At 44.8% G+C, this 20044-nt stretch carries 17 protein-coding genes; 6 read left to right on the forward strand and 11 right to left on the reverse strand.

The genetic code is table 11. From position 1 onward, the window contains the following. Positions 1 to 9 precede the first annotated feature (9 nt). The 4 genes from RQP52_RS12470 to RQP52_RS12485 all read right to left on the reverse strand — a co-directional run bounded on the left by RQP52_RS12470 (position 10) and on the right by RQP52_RS12485 (position 5390). A complete protein-coding gene (locus tag RQP52_RS12470) occupies positions 10 to 1095 on the reverse strand; it encodes a mandelate racemase/muconate lactonizing enzyme family protein (RefSeq protein ID WP_315951833.1) in 1086 nt (361 codons plus the stop codon). 33 nt (positions 1096 to 1128) lie between these two features. Beyond that, complete coding sequence (locus RQP52_RS12475) at positions 1129 to 3447, reverse strand: helix-turn-helix domain-containing protein (RefSeq protein WP_315951835.1); 2319 nt, start codon at positions 3445 to 3447, stop codon at positions 1129 to 1131. A 125-nt stretch (positions 3448 to 3572) separates the two neighbouring features. Continuing rightward, positions 3573 to 5108, reverse strand: a complete 1536-nt coding sequence (locus RQP52_RS12480) for an extracellular solute-binding protein (RefSeq protein ID WP_315951837.1) — start codon at positions 5106 to 5108, stop codon at positions 3573 to 3575. Between the two features lie 144 nt (positions 5109 to 5252). After that, positions 5253 to 5390 carry a hypothetical protein gene (locus RQP52_RS12485; protein ID WP_315951838.1) on the reverse strand — a complete coding sequence of 46 codons (138 nt, stop codon included), beginning with the start codon at positions 5388 to 5390 and terminating at the stop codon, positions 5253 to 5255. 87 nt (positions 5391 to 5477) lie between these two features. On the opposite strand from RQP52_RS12485, the gene cyoE reads away from it, so the two are divergent. Beyond that, positions 5478 to 6398, forward strand: coding sequence for a heme o synthase (cyoE, locus tag RQP52_RS12490; RefSeq protein WP_315951839.1), 921 nt, complete (start codon positions 5478 to 5480; stop codon positions 6396 to 6398). A 116-nt stretch (positions 6399 to 6514) separates the two neighbouring features. Here the strand turns inward: cyoE and RQP52_RS12495 are convergent, their stop codons facing one another. After that, positions 6515 to 7000, reverse strand: coding sequence for a MarR family winged helix-turn-helix transcriptional regulator (locus tag RQP52_RS12495; RefSeq protein WP_315951841.1), 486 nt, complete (start codon positions 6998 to 7000; stop codon positions 6515 to 6517). 201 nt (positions 7001 to 7201) lie between these two features. Here RQP52_RS12495 and RQP52_RS12500 point away from each other — a divergent pair, with 201 nt between their 5' ends. From RQP52_RS12500 to RQP52_RS12510, 3 genes are all read left to right on the forward strand, one after another. After that, positions 7202 to 7678, forward strand: a complete 477-nt coding sequence (locus RQP52_RS12500) for a glutathione peroxidase (protein ID WP_315951843.1) — start codon at positions 7202 to 7204, stop codon at positions 7676 to 7678. Between the two features lie 358 nt (positions 7679 to 8036). Then, positions 8037 to 9596 carry an acyltransferase family protein gene (locus RQP52_RS12505; RefSeq protein ID WP_315951845.1) on the forward strand — a complete coding sequence of 520 codons (1560 nt, stop codon included), beginning with the start codon at positions 8037 to 8039 and terminating at the stop codon, positions 9594 to 9596. An 84-nt stretch (positions 9597 to 9680) separates the two neighbouring features. Then, the gene (locus RQP52_RS12510; protein ID WP_315951847.1) at positions 9681 to 10124 is read left to right on the forward strand and encodes an SGNH/GDSL hydrolase family protein; all 444 of its coding nucleotides are present in this window, start codon (positions 9681 to 9683) and stop codon (positions 10122 to 10124) included. A gap of 52 nt (positions 10125 to 10176) precedes the next feature. Here the strand turns inward: RQP52_RS12510 and RQP52_RS12515 are convergent, their stop codons facing one another. Continuing rightward, a complete protein-coding gene (locus RQP52_RS12515) occupies positions 10177 to 11700 on the reverse strand; it encodes a glycoside hydrolase family 31 protein (protein WP_315951848.1) in 1524 nt (507 codons plus the stop codon). Between the two features lie 114 nt (positions 11701 to 11814). On the opposite strand from RQP52_RS12515, the gene RQP52_RS12520 reads away from it, so the two are divergent. Beyond that, on the forward strand, positions 11815 to 12684 hold the full coding sequence (locus RQP52_RS12520; protein ID WP_315951850.1) for an AraC family transcriptional regulator: 870 nt from the start codon (positions 11815 to 11817) through the stop codon (positions 12682 to 12684). A 273-nt stretch (positions 12685 to 12957) separates the two neighbouring features. Here the strand turns inward: RQP52_RS12520 and RQP52_RS12525 are convergent, their stop codons facing one another. Both RQP52_RS12525 and RQP52_RS12530 read right to left on the reverse strand, forming a co-directional pair. Beyond that, positions 12958 to 13527, reverse strand: a complete 570-nt coding sequence (locus RQP52_RS12525) for a YdcF family protein (protein ID WP_315951851.1) — start codon at positions 13525 to 13527, stop codon at positions 12958 to 12960. Between the two features lie 245 nt (positions 13528 to 13772). Further along, positions 13773 to 14438 carry an isoprenylcysteine carboxylmethyltransferase family protein gene (locus tag RQP52_RS12530; RefSeq protein ID WP_315951852.1) on the reverse strand — a complete coding sequence of 222 codons (666 nt, stop codon included), beginning with the start codon at positions 14436 to 14438 and terminating at the stop codon, positions 13773 to 13775. A 179-nt stretch (positions 14439 to 14617) separates the two neighbouring features. Here RQP52_RS12530 and RQP52_RS12535 point away from each other — a divergent pair, with 179 nt between their 5' ends. Beyond that, positions 14618 to 15283 carry an MgtC/SapB family protein gene (locus tag RQP52_RS12535; RefSeq protein ID WP_127454815.1) on the forward strand — a complete coding sequence of 222 codons (666 nt, stop codon included), beginning with the start codon at positions 14618 to 14620 and terminating at the stop codon, positions 15281 to 15283. A gap of 38 nt (positions 15284 to 15321) precedes the next feature. Here the strand turns inward: RQP52_RS12535 and RQP52_RS12540 are convergent, their stop codons facing one another. From RQP52_RS12540 to RQP52_RS12550, 3 genes are read right to left on the reverse strand one after another with little or no spacing between them, the layout of a single operon-like run. After that, positions 15322 to 16617, reverse strand: a complete 1296-nt coding sequence (locus RQP52_RS12540; protein ID WP_315951854.1) for an ABC transporter substrate-binding protein — start codon at positions 16615 to 16617, stop codon at positions 15322 to 15324. Between the two features lie 26 nt (positions 16618 to 16643). Further along, positions 16644 to 18209, reverse strand: coding sequence for a response regulator (locus tag RQP52_RS12545; RefSeq protein WP_315951856.1), 1566 nt, complete (start codon positions 18207 to 18209; stop codon positions 16644 to 16646). A gap of 10 nt (positions 18210 to 18219) precedes the next feature. Further along, complete coding sequence (locus tag RQP52_RS12550) at positions 18220 to 20043, reverse strand: sensor histidine kinase (protein ID WP_315951858.1); 1824 nt, start codon at positions 20041 to 20043, stop codon at positions 18220 to 18222. Position 20044 lies beyond the last annotated feature (1 nt).

A 20044-nucleotide genomic window follows, 5' to 3' on the forward strand; every position in this document is an offset into this window, starting at 1 on the left:
CTCGCCCGTTTATTCACTCACTTGATACTCGGCTTTTTCAAGCCATTCCGGCCGTACTGTGATGCCCCAGCCTGGTCCTTGCGGAACCTGCACCGCACCGCCCGAAACTTTCAACGGCTCTTCAAAAAGTCCATTCGTCCAAGCATCCTCTTCAATCGTATATTCCATGTATTTCCCTGCATTCGGAATAGCTGAGACCATATGCAGCGTAAAGACGGTCAACATCGATAAATTCGCAGCATGCGGTGTACAAGTCATTCCCGCTGCTTCGGCCATCCGAGCGACTTCCAGTGCGCGGCTCAAACCTCCAACATAGCAAATATCCGGTTGAACGATATCGACGGCACGCATCTGTATCATCCGCTTGAACTGCGCCAAATCCGTATCCTGTTCCCCGCCGGTTACCGGAATATCCAGTGCGTCGGCTACTTGCTTCGTCCACTCCAGCTCCATGTAAGGACAAGGTTCTTCAAAGTGACATACCCCGTATTCGGCAAGCATCTTGCCTGTTTCAATCGCCTTAGCCGGCGTAAATCCACTGTTCGCATCGACATACAGCTGCGTTTGGTCACCGATGGCAGCCCTTACAGCACGGACAACCTCTTCCGAACGGCCCGGATATACGTCCACATCACTCGCAAAGTTGTTGGCAATCCGAATTTTGAAAGCTTCGATTCCCTGCGTTTCCTTGAGGCGCAATATCCGATTAGCTTCCTCCTGCGGTGAAATGTTGCGCTTCATGCTGGAGCCGTATATTTTGACTTTACCAGGCTGTCCTCCGAGCAATTCACTTACACTTTTGCCCATCCGTTTCCCCTTCAAATCCCATAAAGCCGTGTCCAAACCTCCGACTGCTCTGCAAATGTAGGAACCGGGAAACTTATGCTCTTCCCTAACAACCTTTTCCGCCAAGGCTTCGATTTCATTTGAATCAGCACCCAATGCGTGCGGAGCTACTTGCTGATGCAGTACCAGCGCAGAAATATTAGCATGGTAAGGAGCGATCTGCCCATAACCTTGCAGCCCATCTTCCGAAGTGACGCGGACAACGGAAAGCTGGCGGGTTGTAAAAGTCTCAATACGCTTAATTTTCATCCTATCGTTCTCCTCTTTTCATTGAATCTCTTCCTACCTGAACTGGGAGCGGAATTGCCCCGGTGTCATCCGTACATGTCGTTGAAAAATGCGGATAAAGTTGCGCTCGGAGTATCCAATCGCGGTGGCTACTTCGCTGATGCTTTGATCCGTATCTTTTAGCAGGCGCTCGGCCTGACCAATCTTCGTTTCCACCACATACTCCAAAAAGTTCTTTCCTACCTTTTTCTTAAACAGCCGGCTCAGATAGGAAGGGCTTACACCTACCCTCTCGGCACAATGCACCAAGGACAAATCATTTCCGTAATTGTTATGAATATACTGACACACCCACTGGATCGCGGATTCACCGGATGCTTCCCGATCATTTTTCGTTAACCACAGATACACCGGAAATAACGACTCCTCGAACCAATCGGTCATTTCCTTCGACGTCTGCTTGTTTCTTAACTGCCCGAAAAAATTATGCTCCATAATGTCGACGACATTCGCACCCTGTTTCTCCAGAGACACGATAAAAGCCGATAGGAAGATATGATAGCTTTGATATATAAATACATAGGATTGTGAATGACGCAGGATTTCCGTAAATTTCTCGAAATGCTGGATTGCTGAGGACAAATCCTCCTGCTCAAGAGCATGAAGAATCGCTTCTTGCAGCTCTACCGGGTACCGAAGCAGTGACTGCGTTTTCCCATGCTCGAAATCATCAATAAATAATAACGGTTCAGCGTCCCGAAATATCCGGTATTGCAGAGCATGAATCGCTTCCTTATAGGAAACCGGAACGTCTGCAATGTAAGGGTAGAACCGTCCGATGCACACGTTAACTTCAAAGGACAAATACTTATGAAACGCCTCGATCATCGCATAGGCATAGTTCGAGGTCAGCTCCTTCATGGTTTGCTGCTCCATCTCGGGCTTGAATTGCAGGATTGCAACACCTCTGCCTTGATAAGGAATCACGTAGCCTTCAAGGCTGTGCTGATTCAGCAACTCCTGCATGACATTGGCCAAGGAAAAGGCGACGATTCCTTTCTCTTCCGGCAAAAAGCGCTTCTCTTTATAAATATGGTCCGCATCGACAACCAGCACGACACTTGTAAATCCAACACCAATGCCGTACGCTAAGCAATCCTGAAGCAGCGTCTGATTAGCCGTATAATCACCGCTCAGCAGCTTGAAGAGAAACTTCTCGCGCAAGGACGGCTCCATATTTTGCACATAGCTTTCCAATTTCTCCGTCTCATTACTTAAATAATCCAGAGACTCCTTAATGATATCCAACTCGTCTTCCTTCGGCTCGACACCATGGCCACGCAGCGAACGGCTGTGATTAATCAATTGCCCGATTGGCGTATAGGCCCTCTTGGAGGTAATATACGTCAGAAGAATGCCGACACCTACAAATACAAGAACAATAAGCACCGTCATTTCACGAATCCAGCTTAATTGATCGGTAATGACCTGTTCAGGCGTCACAGATACGTAAGTTCTGGAAAATACATTTTTCACGTAGTGATATTGCGCCGGTTTCCCATCAATACCCTCCGCTACAAATATGCCCGAGTTCTGATCCGATGCCTTGATCATCGCAATGCCTTTTAATCTGGCCGTTTCTTCGGCCTGATTCACTTGGGGGTTTCGCTCTATCCCGAAAGGGTCGTTCAGCTTCACGATCATTAAACCTTGATCACCGGTCAACATGACCGTATCTGTTTCCATAAATGTGCTCAGTTTGGCAGCTTCAATCTCAAAGCCGAGGACACCCTTGGGTCCTTCCGTACCAATCAAGGGCAGCTTTCTGTAAAAGGTAATGTATCCTGCCTTGCCTTTCAGCTGTGTCCATTGTGTAGGACGTTTGATTGCGAGCAGTTCGTCAATATTTTGTTTATATTTGTAATATTCTTTCTCAATGGAGCCGTATTCATTGGAAATGACCTCATTGTTTGTGCTGTTATACAAATAAATTTCGCTAATGAAGCTATTGAAATTTTTAACCAAAGCAATTTTTTTCAAGATATCAAGCTTCAAAATACCGCTTTCATCCTGAGGATCCGTAAACTCTTGCTGAATAAAAGGATCATTGGCTAACTGGAGCGAATCCTGCTCAATTTCCTGTAAAACCGTTTCGGCACGATCCTTCATAATGGTCAAGGACGAGTCACTTTCAGCCTGTATGTATTTCTGCATCCGATGTGTAGAGAATTGATAGTACGCTACGCTTGCCAATATCACCGGAATACATACGGAAATACAGCCAAGCCAAATGAGCTTGAAGAAATACGTTCTCGTGTTCGTTCGCCTCTTTTTGCCTAGTTTTTTCAGAAACATGCTGCTCCAGTTAGCCATAAGTCCTCCCCGTCTTCTTAAGCCCCATTAACATACCACTCACTCATTCACACAGAGGGTTCGTGTGTTAAGCATAGGGAGCGGAGCTGCAAAAAGCAAGCAGAAAGGAACTCACCTGTGGCTGTTTATTTGGGAAACTTCTCCTTGTAATCTGCTGCGAATTCCTTATAGGCCGTTTGAAAATCCGGATTCGCATTGAGCTTCTCAATATAAGCTTTGTACTCATCCATCGAAATCTGCCCTACGATCGCTTTGACGACCATCGACTGCCATTCCGATTGGAACTTCGGCCAAATAGACGTCCACGTATTCGAATTAATGATAGAGAATGGATCAATTTTCCCTACTTCTGCATAAACGGCCACCGATTTCTCCTTGGCATCGTTATACGCTTTGGGAGCGGCAGGGTTAATAACTTTCATTTTATTATTATAGGCCAGTGGAAAAATAGCTCCTGTGCCGTTAGCGGTCACTTGTTTTACACCGAGTTCAGTGAGCTGCTGCTGGCCATCTACCATCTTATAATCGACGCCTTCGATCCCATAATAGTTATAGTCCGTTTGCTCCGGCGTCGTCGTTCTTTCGAAGAAGTCCAGGATTTGTCTTGCTTTCTCCTCCGGAACTTGTTTCGAAATATAAAAGGCTCCCGAGAATGGAACTGACAGCTGAACACTGGAACCTCCTGGACCTTTCATCGGTGGCAAAGAAATGACATTCGCATCCGGCTGCACTTTCTTGATCGTTTGTTCGAAGTTGAAATCCCGCCATGTATTTCTTCCATAAGAAACTGCCCGCCCTGTGGTGAAGATTTCTTCCGCCTGGGTTTGTTTAATGACAGAGAAGTCCTTGGCCAGAACGCCGTCGGTATACAGTTTGTGGAAATAGGAAACCATATCCGTGTAATTCGGTGTCAAATATTTGTTAATCATACCTCCGTCTTTCCCATAAATAGGATCGAGGCCTCCAAATGCAGCCAAAAAGCTTCCATCACTGTCGGCGAAGAAATTGCCTGTGTTGCCTTGGCCAATCAAACCAACTGTGTCTTTCTTACCGTTCCCATCGGGGTCGCCATCTACTATTGTCTTAAGGGTAGCTGCGTACTCATCCAATGTAGTCGGCACAGGTAAGTTGAACTTATCCAGCCAGTCCTTTCTCATTTTGAGACTGAGGTCAATATGCGGACGATTTCGTGGAACACCGAAAATTTTGCCATCCGTACGGACATAGTTCCACACGTCTTTATATCCGTTTTTCTTCAAATTTGGATACTTGCTGAAATCACCCAAGAGAGGCGTCAAATCCCAAAATGCCCCTTGCTTCACTGCATTTTGCAGCGTTGGACGTGTTATACTGTTCGCAACAATAACCTCTGGTATGTTGCCGGATGCCAAAACCAGGTCAAATTTTGTATCGTAGTCGCCTGAAGGGATCCAATCTATGTTTAGTTGAACTTTATTATCTTTTTGGAACTTCGTCCAATATTCATTGTTCATGTCTGGAATGTCCGCAAATGACGGTACCATAAACTGAACTTTCAGATCAGGTTTTGCAGCTGAAGTAGCCGTGGGCGTCTCCTTACTCTCTCCACAGCCTGCCAACACCCCTAATAAAAGCGGAGCGAGCATAGTCAAGCTGACCCTTTTTGTTGTAAAAATTTTCATAATAGCCTCCCTGTTGATGTTTCTGTATCGCCGCTGTTCAAGTGTCCGGAACTAACAAGACAACGTGTTAGGCTTTATTATAGGAGCATCGCCCACTGCAAGTAAGTGACAATTCTTGTTCTTGTTGTCCTTATAGGCAGCATATCAAATTTTGTCACATCGCAAGCCAGCGCTGGATTCCGGCTGCCAGACGTAAGACAAAAAACCGGAACCCCCCGGGTCCCGGTCCTCATCCACTTCTGGATCATTCACGAAAGAGACAAAGATTTTTGACAGAATCATGAGTGTTTGCAGAAGCAAGACACAAGAATGACTTCTATATGGTAACCTATCTATAGGTTAATTTTCTTGGAAGGGTGTGTTAGAGACATGCGAGTCCAAAGCAATACGGTTAGCATCCAAACAGTTCCAATCTCGTTCACGAAGGTACTCTTCGAAACCATAAAGATTGGCATTATTAAATCCAACCTCATCGCAATGATCGCAGGGCTTAGTGTGGCCTTGTTCGTACATCAAATACCGCTAATGGATAAAATCGGCAACATGACGTTAGCGCTAATCGGATCTTCTCTAGTGATTGGAGCGGCAGGTATTTTTAATAATTTATACGACCGTGACATCGACCGCATCATGGAACGGACGAAAAACAGGCCAACGGTTTCCGGCATCATTGATATCAGAAGCGGACTGTTCCTTGGGATTTGGATCGCGATCGGTGGCCTAGTCTCCTTGTATCTGGCATCGCCGCTATCTGCTTTTGTAGGCTTCCTCGGTTTGTTCTTATATGTCGTGCCGTATACCATGTGGACAAAACGCAGAACGATTTACAATACGGAGGTTGGCAGCTTGTCTGGAGCGATTCCTCCGTTGATCGGTTGGGCCGCGATCTCACCGGATATTTTACATCCGCATGCGATTGCGCTGTTCCTGTTGATGGTTATCTGGCAGATGCCTCACTTCTACGCAATTGGAATTAGGCGCATGGAGGAATATCGTGCGGCTAACATTCCAATGCTGCCGGTAGTCAAGGGCATTCACAGAACTTACGTGCAGATGAACGTATATCTGGTTGCGTTATTCCTGGTCAGCTTTTTGTTCTGGTCCTTTAATCCGTATATCGCTATAGCGAATGCGATCTTAAGCCTGGTCTGGTTAGTGATGAGCATTAACGGATATCAGCGGAAACCGGAGGACAAGTGGGCCCGTTCGATGTTCATATTCTCGCTTAACCATATCACAGTGCTGCTGTTGATGATTGTCTGCTATTCGTTAGGTGCTCTTTTGTTATAACCTAATATTAAATATTATCTTCACTCATTTTGATTTCTATGTGTGAATAACTTGCATCCCAGAATGGCCGGAGGAAACTCCGGCCATTCTTTTTATTTCGCTTTCTACACATCCTATTAGTCTGATCGGCGTGCAACTTCATTTACTTTTGCCTGCAGCTCTTTAAACTGGCCTAACGATTCTAAATATTTTTCAAAAGACCCGCAAATTTCTGCAAAAATGTCTACAGATACACTCTGCATTTGGTTTTGCAGCTGTGCACCTTTATCCGTTAATCCGACCTCCACCTTCCGCTCATCCTCCAAAGAACGTTTGCGAACAACCAAATCCGCTTCTTGAAGTCGCTTCAGCAGTGGTGTTAACGTCCCCGAATCCAGCAGCAATCTGTCGCCAAGCTCCGTCACCGTGCTGGTCCCTCTTTCCCATAACACCACCATGACTAAATACTGTGGATACGTAAGCCCAAACTTCTCCAGAATAGGCCGATAAATGCGCGTTAATTCACGGGAAGTTGCATAGGCCGTGAAACAGAGCATATCCTCTAGCTTCATTACAGCTGCCTCTTTCATCATCATTCCCCCTGTTTTTTCGATATTGTACATTGTAACTCAACCTGCCTATTTCTCAAAATTTAATTTCAAACAATATATAAGCCTTCCTTTTACATAGAGCAAACCTAAATTTACTAAAATTATATTTAGCACAATACAATTGACAGAAATGTAGTTTAAGGTTTATACTCTGGTACATAAGGTTTTGAAAAATTAAATTTTACAAAATTCAAATCGAAGGGAATGTGACCTATGTTCATTTATAATTTCAATGTAAAAACAGCAAAAGGAAACCAAAAATCAATCAGTGATTATCGCGGCAAAGTCATGCTGATCGTGAATACAGCTAGCAAGTGCGCATTTACTCCACAATTTAAAGAGCTTCAAGAAATCTATAAGCAATATAAAGACGATGGTCTTGAAATTCTCGGCTTCCCATGCAATCAATTCGGCAGCGGCGAGAAAGGGAACAACGAAGACATTCACAGTTTTTGCGAGATCAACTTTGGCGTAACCTTTGAGCTTTTCGACAAAATCGATGTGAATGGCTCCAATGCTGATCCGCTGTATAGCTTTTTGAAAAAAGAAGCCAAAGGTGTGCTTGGTTCTGAATCAATTAAATGGAATTTCACGAAGTTTCTTGTTGACCGGGAAGGGAATGTATTGAAACGCTATGGTTCCACAGACAAACCTATGGCGATCGTAGAAGATCTGAAGAAACTGCTGTAATTTCATCGTCGGTCAACCACTTGGAAGATGCCGTTGATACTCTGGATTCATGTTTTCGCAAAATAGCGGATCATAGTTCCCTCAACATAAAACAACGGGTAAGGTTTACAACCCGAACATATAAATTTGGAGAGCAAAAAACCACCTTCATGGTGGTTTTTTTGTTTATTTATGTACCTTTAGAAATAATCATAGTCTATTCGTAATCATAGCAGCGATAACCGTCAATACTAGTAAAATAACTTCCAGTGCTAAAAAAGCTCCATCGAGTAAATGTTTATAAAAATTTGAACTCCTAATGGTAGATCTGAGTCTAAGTATTTGTTTCAGGAATCGACACATTAGGGGAGCTAGCATCATGAAGGAAGTCAAACAAAATCATCCACGCTATATGCCTGGATTGGACGGGATCAGGGCACTGTCTGTCCTTACTGTAATTGCGTATCATCTCAACTGGGGGTGGGCCTCAGGGGGATTCTTAGGAGTAAGTGTATTTTTTGTTCTCTCCGGTTACCTAATTACGGATATGCTGTTGGAAGAGCGCAAAAGTAAAAATCGTATCGATCTGAAAAGGTTTTGGATCCGTCGCATTCGCAGATTGCTTCCCGCCATGTTGTCGATGATCATAACAGTCGCCGCCTTTCTGGCGATTTCAAATCATTCGAGATTGATTTCCATTCAAGGGGATATCTGGTCGGCGATAACCTATACAAGCAACTGGTACAACATTTTTCACCAAGTCTCCTATTTCGAGAGCTTCGGACCTCCTTCACCGCTCGGACATCTTTGGTCGCTCGCCATCGAGGAGCAATTCTACTTATTATGGCCTCTGATTATCATTGGCTTGAGTCGTTTCTTTAGTCCGACTCGCGGCAAGTTTGTTTTACTCACCCTCGCTGGTGCCATCATTTCTTATATCGCAATGGTAATTTTATATGAGCCCGGTACTGACCCTAGCCGAGTATATTACGGGACGGATACGAGAGCATTCGGGCTTTTGATCGGTGCAGCCCTTGCTTTTATATGCCCAAGCCGAAAACTTATTGACCCTAACTTACGCAAAAATCGTTCATGGATAAATGGGATGGGGATCATTGGAATTTTGATTGTCATCTACATGTTTCTTCAGACCGGAGAATATGATCAATCGCTGTACACCTGCGGTATGCTTGTCCTTTCTTTCGCAACCTCTTTCGTTATTGCAGCGGCAGCAAGTCCCTCTGGCCTTGTTAGCAAAATTCTCGGTTGGAAACCTCTACGCTGGATTGGTGTTCGTTCTTACTCCATTTATCTTTGGCACTATCCTGTGATCGTATTAACGAGTTCGACTAGCCCTAATACGGATGCAAGCTATTTTCTTCAAATGATCCAGTTAATCCTTAGTATCGGATTTGCCGCTTTATCCTACAGCTTCATCGAAACCCCGTTCCGAAGCGGCAATTGGCGCATTTGGGCCAAAATTCTCGGCTTTCGGTCGGAGGGGCGTGCAACTCTGCTGCAATTTAGGTTCTTTGTTCGACTCGTACCGGTTGTCATTCTCGTACTCATCTTCGTTTCCTGTATGTTTAATCAGAGCAGCACAGAAGTAGCATTCAATTCCCAAAGCCCAACGAACGCTAATGCGATTTCTTCGCCTTCCGATCAATTACCGGATGAAACAAACGGTGTCCCGACAGCTTCTCCAATCGTTGATACAAAACATGATGTACCGAATGCTGTTCCAACGCCTTCTCCTAAAGGCAATAATGTCCCTATTGTTTCGGCAAGCCCTGTCCCGACAGCTTCTCCTGAAGGTAACCATGCACCGGAACAGACGGTTCTTGTCCCAACGCCAACACCTGTATCGGAAAGTTCAGCTGCTCTGACCCCCCTTGTCCCTGATGCAAAAAATCAGGACAGGATCACACAGAGTGAGTAGAAGCCTGCCACCCCGACGAACTCATCCGGCGCTTATAAACTGGTGCCGTTAAGCCAGAGGGTTACTGCTGTCGGGGATTCCGTTATGTTGGGCGCAGCCCCGGTTTTAGAGAAAATGCTTGAAGGGATTGTCGTAGACGCGAAAATCAGTCGACAACTGTCGCAGGCCACGGACATTATTAAGCAATTCAAGGCCGATAAGAAACTGGGTCAAATTGTTGTCATTCACCTCGGAACGAACGGACCTTTTACATCAGATCAGCTTGAGAAGCTTCTCGAGACGATTGGAGAAGAGCGGAAAATTGTTCTCATGAATACACGTGTACCCCGAAAATGGCAAGATACAGTAAATGATACGTTAGCGGATGCAAGCAAAAAATATGCCAATGTCAAACTTCTCGACTGGCATTCATTTAGTGAAGACAAGCCGGACTGGTTCGCCAGCGATGGCGTTCACTTGACGACAAAAGGTGCTGAAGCTTACTCCAACTTTATTCTTGATTCTGTTACTTCTATAAAAAAGATATGATACATAAAAAGCCGGGAGCCCTTGTTAGATCAAGGATTCCTGGCTTTTATCGTCACTGTTTTCTATAAAAAGGCAACCTGTCCAGCGGCACCTCAATCTCCAACTTTGCAGGACCTGACACGGTTGTACCGTCATCTCCAACCCATATGCCCGTCGGAAAAATGACTTGGCGGGATCGTGCCCCTCGGACGACTACAGGAGCAACTAAGAGTGAATGTCCCAGCATAAATTGATCTTGAATCATTTCCATTCCCTCTCCGGGAAATTCATAGGCCATATGACGCAGGATTGGCTCCCCAGTCCGTGAGGCATGCTTAGCCAGATCAAGGATTTCTTCTCCAAAGGCGGCATGAAGTTGAGCTGCTTCTATGCAATAGCGCAGATGCTCATCATCCAAAACCCGCCAAGGTGCTGCTGAGAACTGCATCATCGGAAATAAGGCCGAGCATTGGGCGGAACGAACAAATAGTTCCGAATCCAATTGGTCAACTGAAAAGCTCGTAAACTCGCCTCCGCCGATCATATCCGGGCACGTATACGCATAGCCGAGAAGTCCTTGTGCCAAACCATCCGGAATTAAGCAATCAAGCCCATTGTCCTCCCATCTGTGCTGCTTGTCTTTCAGCCTTTGGATCAATGGCTGCCCCGCAAGCTTCCAGCAAGCGCGATACTCATTGAGCGGATATTTCAGTCCGACCTTCGCCCATGCTTCACTATGACCGTTACGTGTCGTAATCTCATAACTCAAATCATCCGATTCATAGAACTCTAAATCGCCAGCATCCAGCTTAAAGCCATCAATTCCGAATTGGGACTGCAGGGAATCAAGCTGCTCATGAATCCACGCAACGGCTTGGGGATTCGTGCAGTCCAGTACGGCGCTGTATCCGTTCCACCATTTGCGAATCGCCGTCTTCCCCTCACCATCTTTTAAAAGAATACCCGCTGGTTCCAGTTTACGGAATGTGCTGGAGTCCGGGCTAATAAACGGACAAACCCAAAGCATAACCTTAAATCCCCAGGCATGCAGCTCATCAACCATCTGCTTAGGCTGAGGAAAACGTCCTGGATGAAACGTCCAGGTTCCGTAAGGTTCGTGCCAATTGTCATCAATCATGATGACGCCGGGCGGCATGCCATTTGCGAGTACATCTCTTGCATATTGCAATACCTTCTCTTGCGTCGGATGATAGAGCAATTCGATCCACAGGTTGTACTGCGGTGCAGTAAACAGCAGCTCTTCCGGCAATGCTGGAACTGCCGGGAAGAACGTACGGGCCGCATGACGGAATGCTCCGGCTAAAGTCTCGTTCCCCTTTTCCACTTTCAGTAAGGCAAACTCGCCGATTACCCTTAACTCCTTATGATCGATCTGAAAAGCGAACGGCTCCTCGCTCCAAACGTATCGCCCTTTACTGGATACAAGCAATGGGCAGGCCTGATTGGCTCCGCTGCTAGCTGCCAAGTCAACACGAAATAACGATGTGCCATACGGCATACTTCTCCCGTCCGCAACCCGGCCTCCCCACCAATACTCGTCAGGCAATAATTCAATGACTAGTTCATTATTAACCATCCAACCTTCACTCCCTCTCTTTATAATCATTGTATCTCCGGAAGTATTGAGGGGACAATCTTAATGTAATGACTTATAATATAACAAAATTGACTTTTCTTAAGGAGATTCCTAATGCTCAAGCCCGCTGTATATGGATTTCGAAACGATGATACCTCCATCCTCACGCTCGATTCTATTGGATGGCAAATGATCAATACCCCTGATTACAGCTTTATCGGAGAAGAGCGCCCCGACTGCGGGCATGTCATTTTTCAATATACGATGAGTGGACAAGGTTATCTTGAGTATGAACAGCAACGCTTTCCTTTGACGAAAGGAACAGGTTTTTTAGTGAAGGTGCCTAGCAGCCATAAATACTTCTACGGAGATCAAAAGGAACCATGGGAGATCATCTGGCTAAATTTGCGGGGAGAAGAGGCGAATCGGATTTGGGATTACGTGATAGCGATGGAGGGGCCTGTCATCCAGAGAGATTCGGACAGCTCCCTCATTCAGGGGCTTTGGAAATTGATGCGCATGGTCGCTGAAGAAAAGGTAACCGACAAATATCAACTGTCCCTCGGTGTATATGAATGGATGCTCACACTCGTGCAATCCAGCCGAGAAATGACAAAAGACGTTAGCGCAAGCACGAGCACGCTCATTCAAACAGCAAAAAAATACATGAGAGATCATTTTGCAGATCCGCTCACTTTGGATATGATCTCCGAGCATTGCGGAATCAATAAACATTACCTATGCAGGCTGTTTCAGCGGTCTGAGCAATCCTCGCCTCTGGCCTATTTAAGGGATCGGAGAGTGGAAGCCGCCATCGCCCTTCTCCGAACCACTGACCTGCCTGTTCAGGACATTGGCCAAACATGCGGCTTTGACAGCCCCAGCTACTTCGGTAAAATCTTCCGCCAATACATGCATATGACGCCAAAGGAATATCGGATGAAGAAGCTGGAGTTTCCGTATGATGCTATTTATTTGGAGTGATTAGAGGAAGTATGTATACTTAAACTAACTGCCTAAAGTCTTCGCACGGTACTGATAGCTTAACACAGTTGCCGATCTATATTAGCAGCCGTATATTAGTTGTTTTCTACACTATCGTTCACCTTTTGTTTGGTTTCAAGGATCTTCATGTAGTTTATGTTGCTTCTGACTCCGTCTCTAATTCTTGCCACGTTTGAACAATTCTGCTTTCGCCGAGAAAAGGCAACCGATCCATTAAGATCCGGTTGCCAGATAGTAAACTCTCGTTCCTTGTTAGCCAAACAAGCTATTCGATCCCAATTCGTGTATGGCGGATCTGAAATATTTCCCTACCTTCTCAAGCTCATTCATTACGAACTTTATCTTTTCTTCTTCTTTAAACCAGTTATCTTTTGAAGTCCCTGTTTTGTCGATTACTGGGCTTACATAAAAAACAGTCTCTTTTGGAAAAACAAATTGATACGTTAAAAGCGCTCTTCGAGCGTGATAATTTTTGCAGGCTAGAACAACGCGTTTGGGGTGAATTCCTTGTTGTTGTAATACTTCCAGTGATAAACGTGCATTTTCAAAGGTATTAGTTGCTTGATCTTCTTTTAATATTGACTCCGAAGGTACACCTAGTGACAATCCAACATTTCTCAGGTATTCCCATTCAGTTGTTTCAACATGCGGAGTGGCTCCACCTGAAGGTAGAATACATGGAGCGATGCCTTGATGATATAACATTGCAGCTCTTTCCATTAGCTGAGGATGGCTAGAACCTGGTATTAAAATAACATCTGATTGAGCAAGCTCCGTTTCGAAAAACATAAAATCACTAATGCAGTCGAATGGGAAAGGCATAAAATCCTCCTAAACATGAGTATCATCATATCCGTAATAGAATGTCATAATCAATTTCACTCTTTTATAATTGAACAGCTTTTTTAAGCCTTAGTAACCGAATAACAAAATCAATGATAATCCCAATCAAAAAGAATGAGAAAAAGTGTATAAGGTAGCCAGGATAATTCAACCTGATACTTGAACTATCAGCAGCTAGTTTTGCGCTCTCAAAATTAAAATCCAGTGCCGGAACGGCACCTCCATTACCAAATAAGTGGAATTAAATGATAACGGATCTTCTTACAGTAATCCTCATACCCTGGTAACTCCTTTAACAATATTTTTTCTTCATTTAACAGTCTCAGAACAATGAAAATAATAATAAAAATTGAGGGAATCAATGCCCAAATTGAACCTAATGCAAGAGGCGTGAACAGGATAATGGATATTGCCCCTGTATACATCGGATGTCGCACCAAGGCATAAGGGCCTGTTGATATCACTTGCTGATTCTCACTTACTTCAATTATGGCAGATGTAAATGAATTCTCTTTAAAAACTAAAAAAACAATGATAAAACCTAACAAGACGAAGAAATCCGCGACGAATACAAGATAGAAAGGAACATCTGACCAACTAAATCTATAATCTAAACCTGGAAGAACTAACAATCCAATAAAAAATATGGCGCCAGAAATGGATTGGAAAATTTTTTGTTCCTTTTCTACTTCTTTAGCATTAACTCTTCGTTCTATGAGCTCAGGATCTCTTTTCAAGAAATAACGATTGATGTACATCGTTGATCCAAAAAAGATTGCAAAATAAATCCACGCTTCAGAGAAATGTAAAGACCCCGCGGGTAAAAATAAAAATACAAAAAAAACGATTGCAAACAAGATCGTTCTCATATAAACGTTTTTCTTTAACACCACAGCACCTCCAAAGTTCTCAAATCGTGTTTAAATAGATATTCGATTATTGGGTTTATTTCCCTTTATTTGCATACTATTCTCTCTATGGAACAATGAGAAATTGATCTTTTCTACGCAGTAGGGTAAAATTTCCGATAAAGCGCTTTCAATATTTTCGTGAAAAGGATGGGATCTACATGATGGGATTCGAATATTTACTTCAAGTGATGATTGCCGGAATTTGCGGACTATTCATTGGATATGAGCGTAAAAACAGAATGAAAGAAGCCGGGATTAGAACTCATTTTGTTGTTGCTATTGGTGCTTCTTTGATGATGTTAGTTTCAAAATATGGCTTTTATGATGAACTAGGACAAACTGGCATAGCACTCGATCCATCAAGAATAGCAGCCCAGGTTGTAAGTGGTGTAGGTTTTTTAGGAGCAGGCATGATCTTTATGCAGCGTCATACGGTCAAAGGCCTTACCACAGCAGCAGGAATTTGGGCAACAGCAGGCATCGGGATGGCGATTGGATCCGGCTTATATGTTTTGGGAATCGGGGTTACCGTATTAATTCTTATTGCTCAAATCGTGTTACACAGACGATTCACTTGGCTAGCTGCGCCTAAATCAGAACACCTGATTATACGTATTATCGACGAAGCAGGTTCTTTAGAAAATATGCAAAAAACACTGAAAGAAAAAAATATCAGGATCGTAAATTTTCAAAGTGAGAAATTAAGGGGAACCTCCGAAATTCTTTTGGATCTCACGATTAAGCTGCCTGCGGAATTAGATTTTGAACAAATGATTTCCCTCTTTCACAACATCTCCTTCGTTAATGCAGTTGAAGTCCAGTAATGCAGAGACCGGAACCCCTGCGGGTCCCGGCCTCTTTATTAGTTCGCAAGAATATCGTTTATCTTCTTCTCTAACGAAATCAAACCTTCCTCCGGGTCCAATCCGCCCAAAATAATGCTTTGCAGATCCTCCGACAACGTTGTGAAGATCGTCGCGTATTTATCCGTTTTCGGCGCAAATTTAACTTGACGCTGAGCTTCAATAAAGATATCCCGATAAGGCATCTGCTGATAGGCCTGACTTTGCACGACAGCCCGATTGGCGGGAACATGCCCTGCTTGCCCCCAGAGGGTGCTGCCTACTTCTGAAAAATAGGTCATGAAGGCCATCGCCGCTTTCTGTTTCTCTTTGGACACGTAACTCGGTACGACCAAAGTATGAGAACTGCCCCAATGGACCGGGCTGCCGAATATTTGCGGAAGCGGCGCAACGCCGACCCGCAGCGATTTTTCGCTCAAGTGATGCCCAGCTTCCCAAACACCGCCGAACCATAGCGCTGCTTTCCCGTTGTGGAAGGAATCCCATGGCGTTTTGTCGTTCAAATCAGCCAGACGTTTCGCATACAGCAGCTGATAAAACTTCAACACTTGCAAAGCTTTGTCATTATGTATCGCGGCTTTGGAAAGATCAGGCGTAAGCAGATCACCGCCAGCCTCATAATACAAGTTCAGAAAAGGTTCCTGAAAGTAAGGTGTATTCACCGCAATGGGCTGAACCCCGGGCACTTTCGCCTGAATTTGCGTCAACATCTGAATAAAGCTTTCGGGCGATGTTTTACCGAGCTTAAGGGTCTCATCCTCATTCAGCAAATCTGCTTGTTTCAGAATCTCTTTATTGTAGTAAAGCACATGAAAGTGCGTATCCAGCGGGATCGCATATGGCTTCCCGTTAAAGCTTACGCTTTGTACGTTAAAACTCTCAATTTCGTCAAAATGGAAACCGCTTTCGTTAGCTAAAGCATCCAACGCTAGAATTTGTTTTGCTTTGATAAAAGGAGAAATGCGATCAACGTGCGCCACGGCGACGTCAGGTCCTTTTCCTGAAGAAAGTGCCGTGCTCAGTTTTACATAATACTCATTGGATTCCAGCCTAAGCTGCTTTACAAAAACCGATTTCTGCGAAGTGTTAAAGCTCCGAATGATCTGCTCGACATAATCGCCTTCGCCGCCCCCAAATGGATTCCAAAAGGAGATTTCGACGGGAGGTATGTCCCCTTGTGCCATCGATTTCTCCTTCGCCAATTGCGGCGTATTGGAACATCCCGTGAAAGCCAGGGCGATCCCCCCAATGCACAAAGCACGCAAGAACCGCTCCTTGTTACTATGATTTAGCATGATAGCCCCCTATCTGACATGACATCTCATCTCTTCGCGCGAGTCCTGTACTCCGATGGAGAAACCCCGACATTTTTTTTGAACACTTTAGAAAAATATTTCGGATCGGCAATACCTACCAGATGTCCGATATCAGCCGTTTTCAGCTCCCCTGTGAGTAAAGATTTCGCTTTTTCAATGCGAATGCGTGTCAAATATTCCAAGAAGCTTTCGCCCATCTCCTTTTTAAACAAATTGGCAAAATAATTTTTGCTCAAATGGACAAGGTTCGAGATCGATTGAAGCGAAATTTCCTGCTGATAATACTGCTGGATATACTGCGTAGCTTTGATGATGCTGTTTCGGTCGCTGTTATAAATCTGAATCATATGCTGAAGCAGCTCTTGATAAGCTCCCATAAACCAGGTTTTGCTCTGATCTAGTGTTTCCAGTTTGGATAACTCGTCAAAATATTGCTTTTTTAACTGCATGATACTCATCTGATCGCTAGATACATCGGACCATAACGTCGTCAGCATAATCAAAAGCTCTAGAGAAATAATTTGCACCATATCATAATCTTTGCGTGCGTCCAACTGCTCGAACAGTTCTTCCAGATAGGTCTGTAACTCCTTTGTCTGAAAGGCGTACACCATCGAATGAATATGGATAGTACTTATTTTTATCGGCTCTCCTGTTGGGCTCATTCCTGGCCTATAATCCGCGCCATAGGCGATCACTTTGCCGCTGCCGACGAACATTTTAAACTTCACTGCCGCCCTTGCTTGCTCGTACGCGGTATGCAGCTCAGTTAATTCTTGAAATTCTCCGCTAATTCCGACGGTAAAACACAGACCATAACTAACATGAAGTTCGGCTGAACAAACCTCCGCTGCTTCACGGGCAGCCTTCTGACCCTGCCGATGGGGCATGCCGGTCAGCAGCAGCACATTCATTTCCCCTTGCCGATCGGGGAATATCTCATAGGCAAGCTCCCGGGCTTGCAGCACGCTATCTAATACCTTTCGCAGAGTGAACTGTTCTTCCACAACAGCGACACTCGTCGCATCCTTAACCATGTGGAGCAAATAAAAGGGAGCACTTCCTTGACTACCGAAGGTTCTCTGTAGGCTGCTAATATCTCGCTGAGCCCCCTCGGCAAGCTCCTGCAGAAGCTTCTCCTTCCATATCGGCTCCACGGCTGATTCCTCCTGTTTCACTCCCGCTGGTGAAGTGATCTCTATGGCTTCCTTGACCTTAAGCAAAGCTTGCTCAAAATCTCGTGGCATCATATCCGATTTAATTAAATACTCCGAAACGCCGTTGTGAATCGCTTCCTTGGCATACCCGAAGTCCTCAATATTGCTGAGGATGAGAATTTTCATGTGAGGATTTATTTTGCGAACCTCTGAAATGAGGGCAATCCCGTCCATCAGCGGCATTTTAATATCGGTAATCAGGATGTCCGGCATCTCCTTGCTCATAAGTTCCAAGGCTTCTTGGCCGTTGGAAGCCTCTCCTATTACGGTTAAGCCGAGTTTCTCCCAATCGATCATCGAACGAATGCCAAACCTAACAATATATTCATCTTCTACAATGATGACTCGAAACATGTTATTCCTCCTACTCGATCACGGGAAGCCAAATCCCGATGCTCGTTCCTTCATCCAGGGTACTCTGAATATCTAAACCGTACGGTTTTCCGCAAATCAACTTGATTCGCTCATCGACATTGGCTAACCCGATACCCCCCATTTTATCAGCGGATGACTCTTGGGACGGTGTCTGCAAACTCTTCACGAGACCCGGGTCCATCCCTCTTCCGTTATCTGCCACTAGGAAACGAATCCCTCCATCCGGATGCAGCGAGCAGCGGATATGTATTTCTCCTCCGGTCTCGCGGTCAGTGAACGCATGGAGAATCGCATTTTCCACAATTGGCTGCAAAATAAGCTTAGGGGTCTTCAGGTTTCGGACCTCTTCGTCTATTTGGAAATACGTTTGAATGTCGAAATTGAACCTGAATTTCTGAATCCCCAGATAGCATTGGACATGCTCAATTTCTTCTTCGACCGTGACTGTTTCTTCGCCCTTGCCTAGAGAGATCCGCAGGAGCCGCGAAAGCAAGCTGACCATCTCGGCGGCATTGTTCGCCTTCTGCAGGAGAGCCGTCCATTTAATTATGTCTAGTGTATTGTACAAAAAGTGAGGATTGATCTGCGCCTGCAGCGCTTTCAGCTCCGCTGCACGCTTATGGTTTTGCTCCTCATAGACCGCTTTAAGCAGCTCGTCAAGCCGGGTCACCATGTAATTGAAATTTTCGCCCCAAATATCGAACTCGTCATTACGCCGTTTGGCCTTGAAGCGAACAGTCAAATCCCCCGACATCACCTGACGCATCAAACGGATCATTTTCAAAATCGGTTTCGAAATCGAATTGGCCAGAAACATCGCTGTCAAAATCGAAAAACCGATACAAATCAGCGCAATCACGATGATGATTTGCAGCATGCGGTTAGAGTCTTTGTACAACGCAGACTCCGAGATGACATTTACGACCATCCAGTCGTTGGTATGCAGCTTTTTGTAATTTACGATCCATTTCTGCCCTGCATGCTTGAGTGGAAAACCATGGGTTTCGTCGGAAGACTGCAGCAATTGGTTTGAGCCCTGCTCCCCCAGTACTTCCCGAACATTTTTCCCTAAAAATTGGTTGTCGGGATAGGAAATAATTTGACCGCTGCCATCAATAATGAAACTCTGGAGATCGGAAGAGCTCTTCGTCACTTTGCTGACGATTTCCTTGAGTACATCCTCGCGAATATCGAGCACGGCGATGATACCAACAGGGCTGTCGTCAGAGGTTTTATAAATTTGCTTAGCCAATGAGAACACATGGACGCTCTGTGAATTCAAACTGTCGACATAAGTGCCAAAACGGGTCGGGAACCATCGGAAGTTGCTGCCATCCTCAAGGGTCTTGAGAAACGGCGTTACGATGCCGGCGGAACGGTCGCTCCAGCGGTAAATGCCCTTTATATAGTGCGTTTTCGTTAGGAAGGAGATCGATTGAAAATCTTGATTAATCGCTATAATGGTCGATAGCTTCGTCGTTAACGATAAGCTGTCCAAATCATATTGTCCGTTGTCCACCCGATCGAGCGTGCGCAGCATGGAAACGATTTCATTATTGTTTACAACTTGCATCATCATGTCTTTATAAATGCCAAGCCGTGTATCGATATTATCAGCAGTTTGCTTCAGCAGCTGCTCGGAATATTCAGTGACTTTATTGTTGATTGTTGATTTCGAGATGGAATAAGAAATAAATCCCATTGCAACCAGAGGCGTCAATGAGAACAGAAATAAAAGCAGCATCCATTTATAGCGTATGCTGCTTGTCCATATGAGTATCCTTTTGTTTTTCTTTTCAGGTCGTTTCGCCATG

Origin of the sequence: Paenibacillus violae, assembly GCF_032461945.1 — a bacterium.
Lineage (GTDB): Bacteria > Bacillota > Bacilli > Paenibacillales > NBRC-103111 > Paenibacillus_E > Paenibacillus_E violae.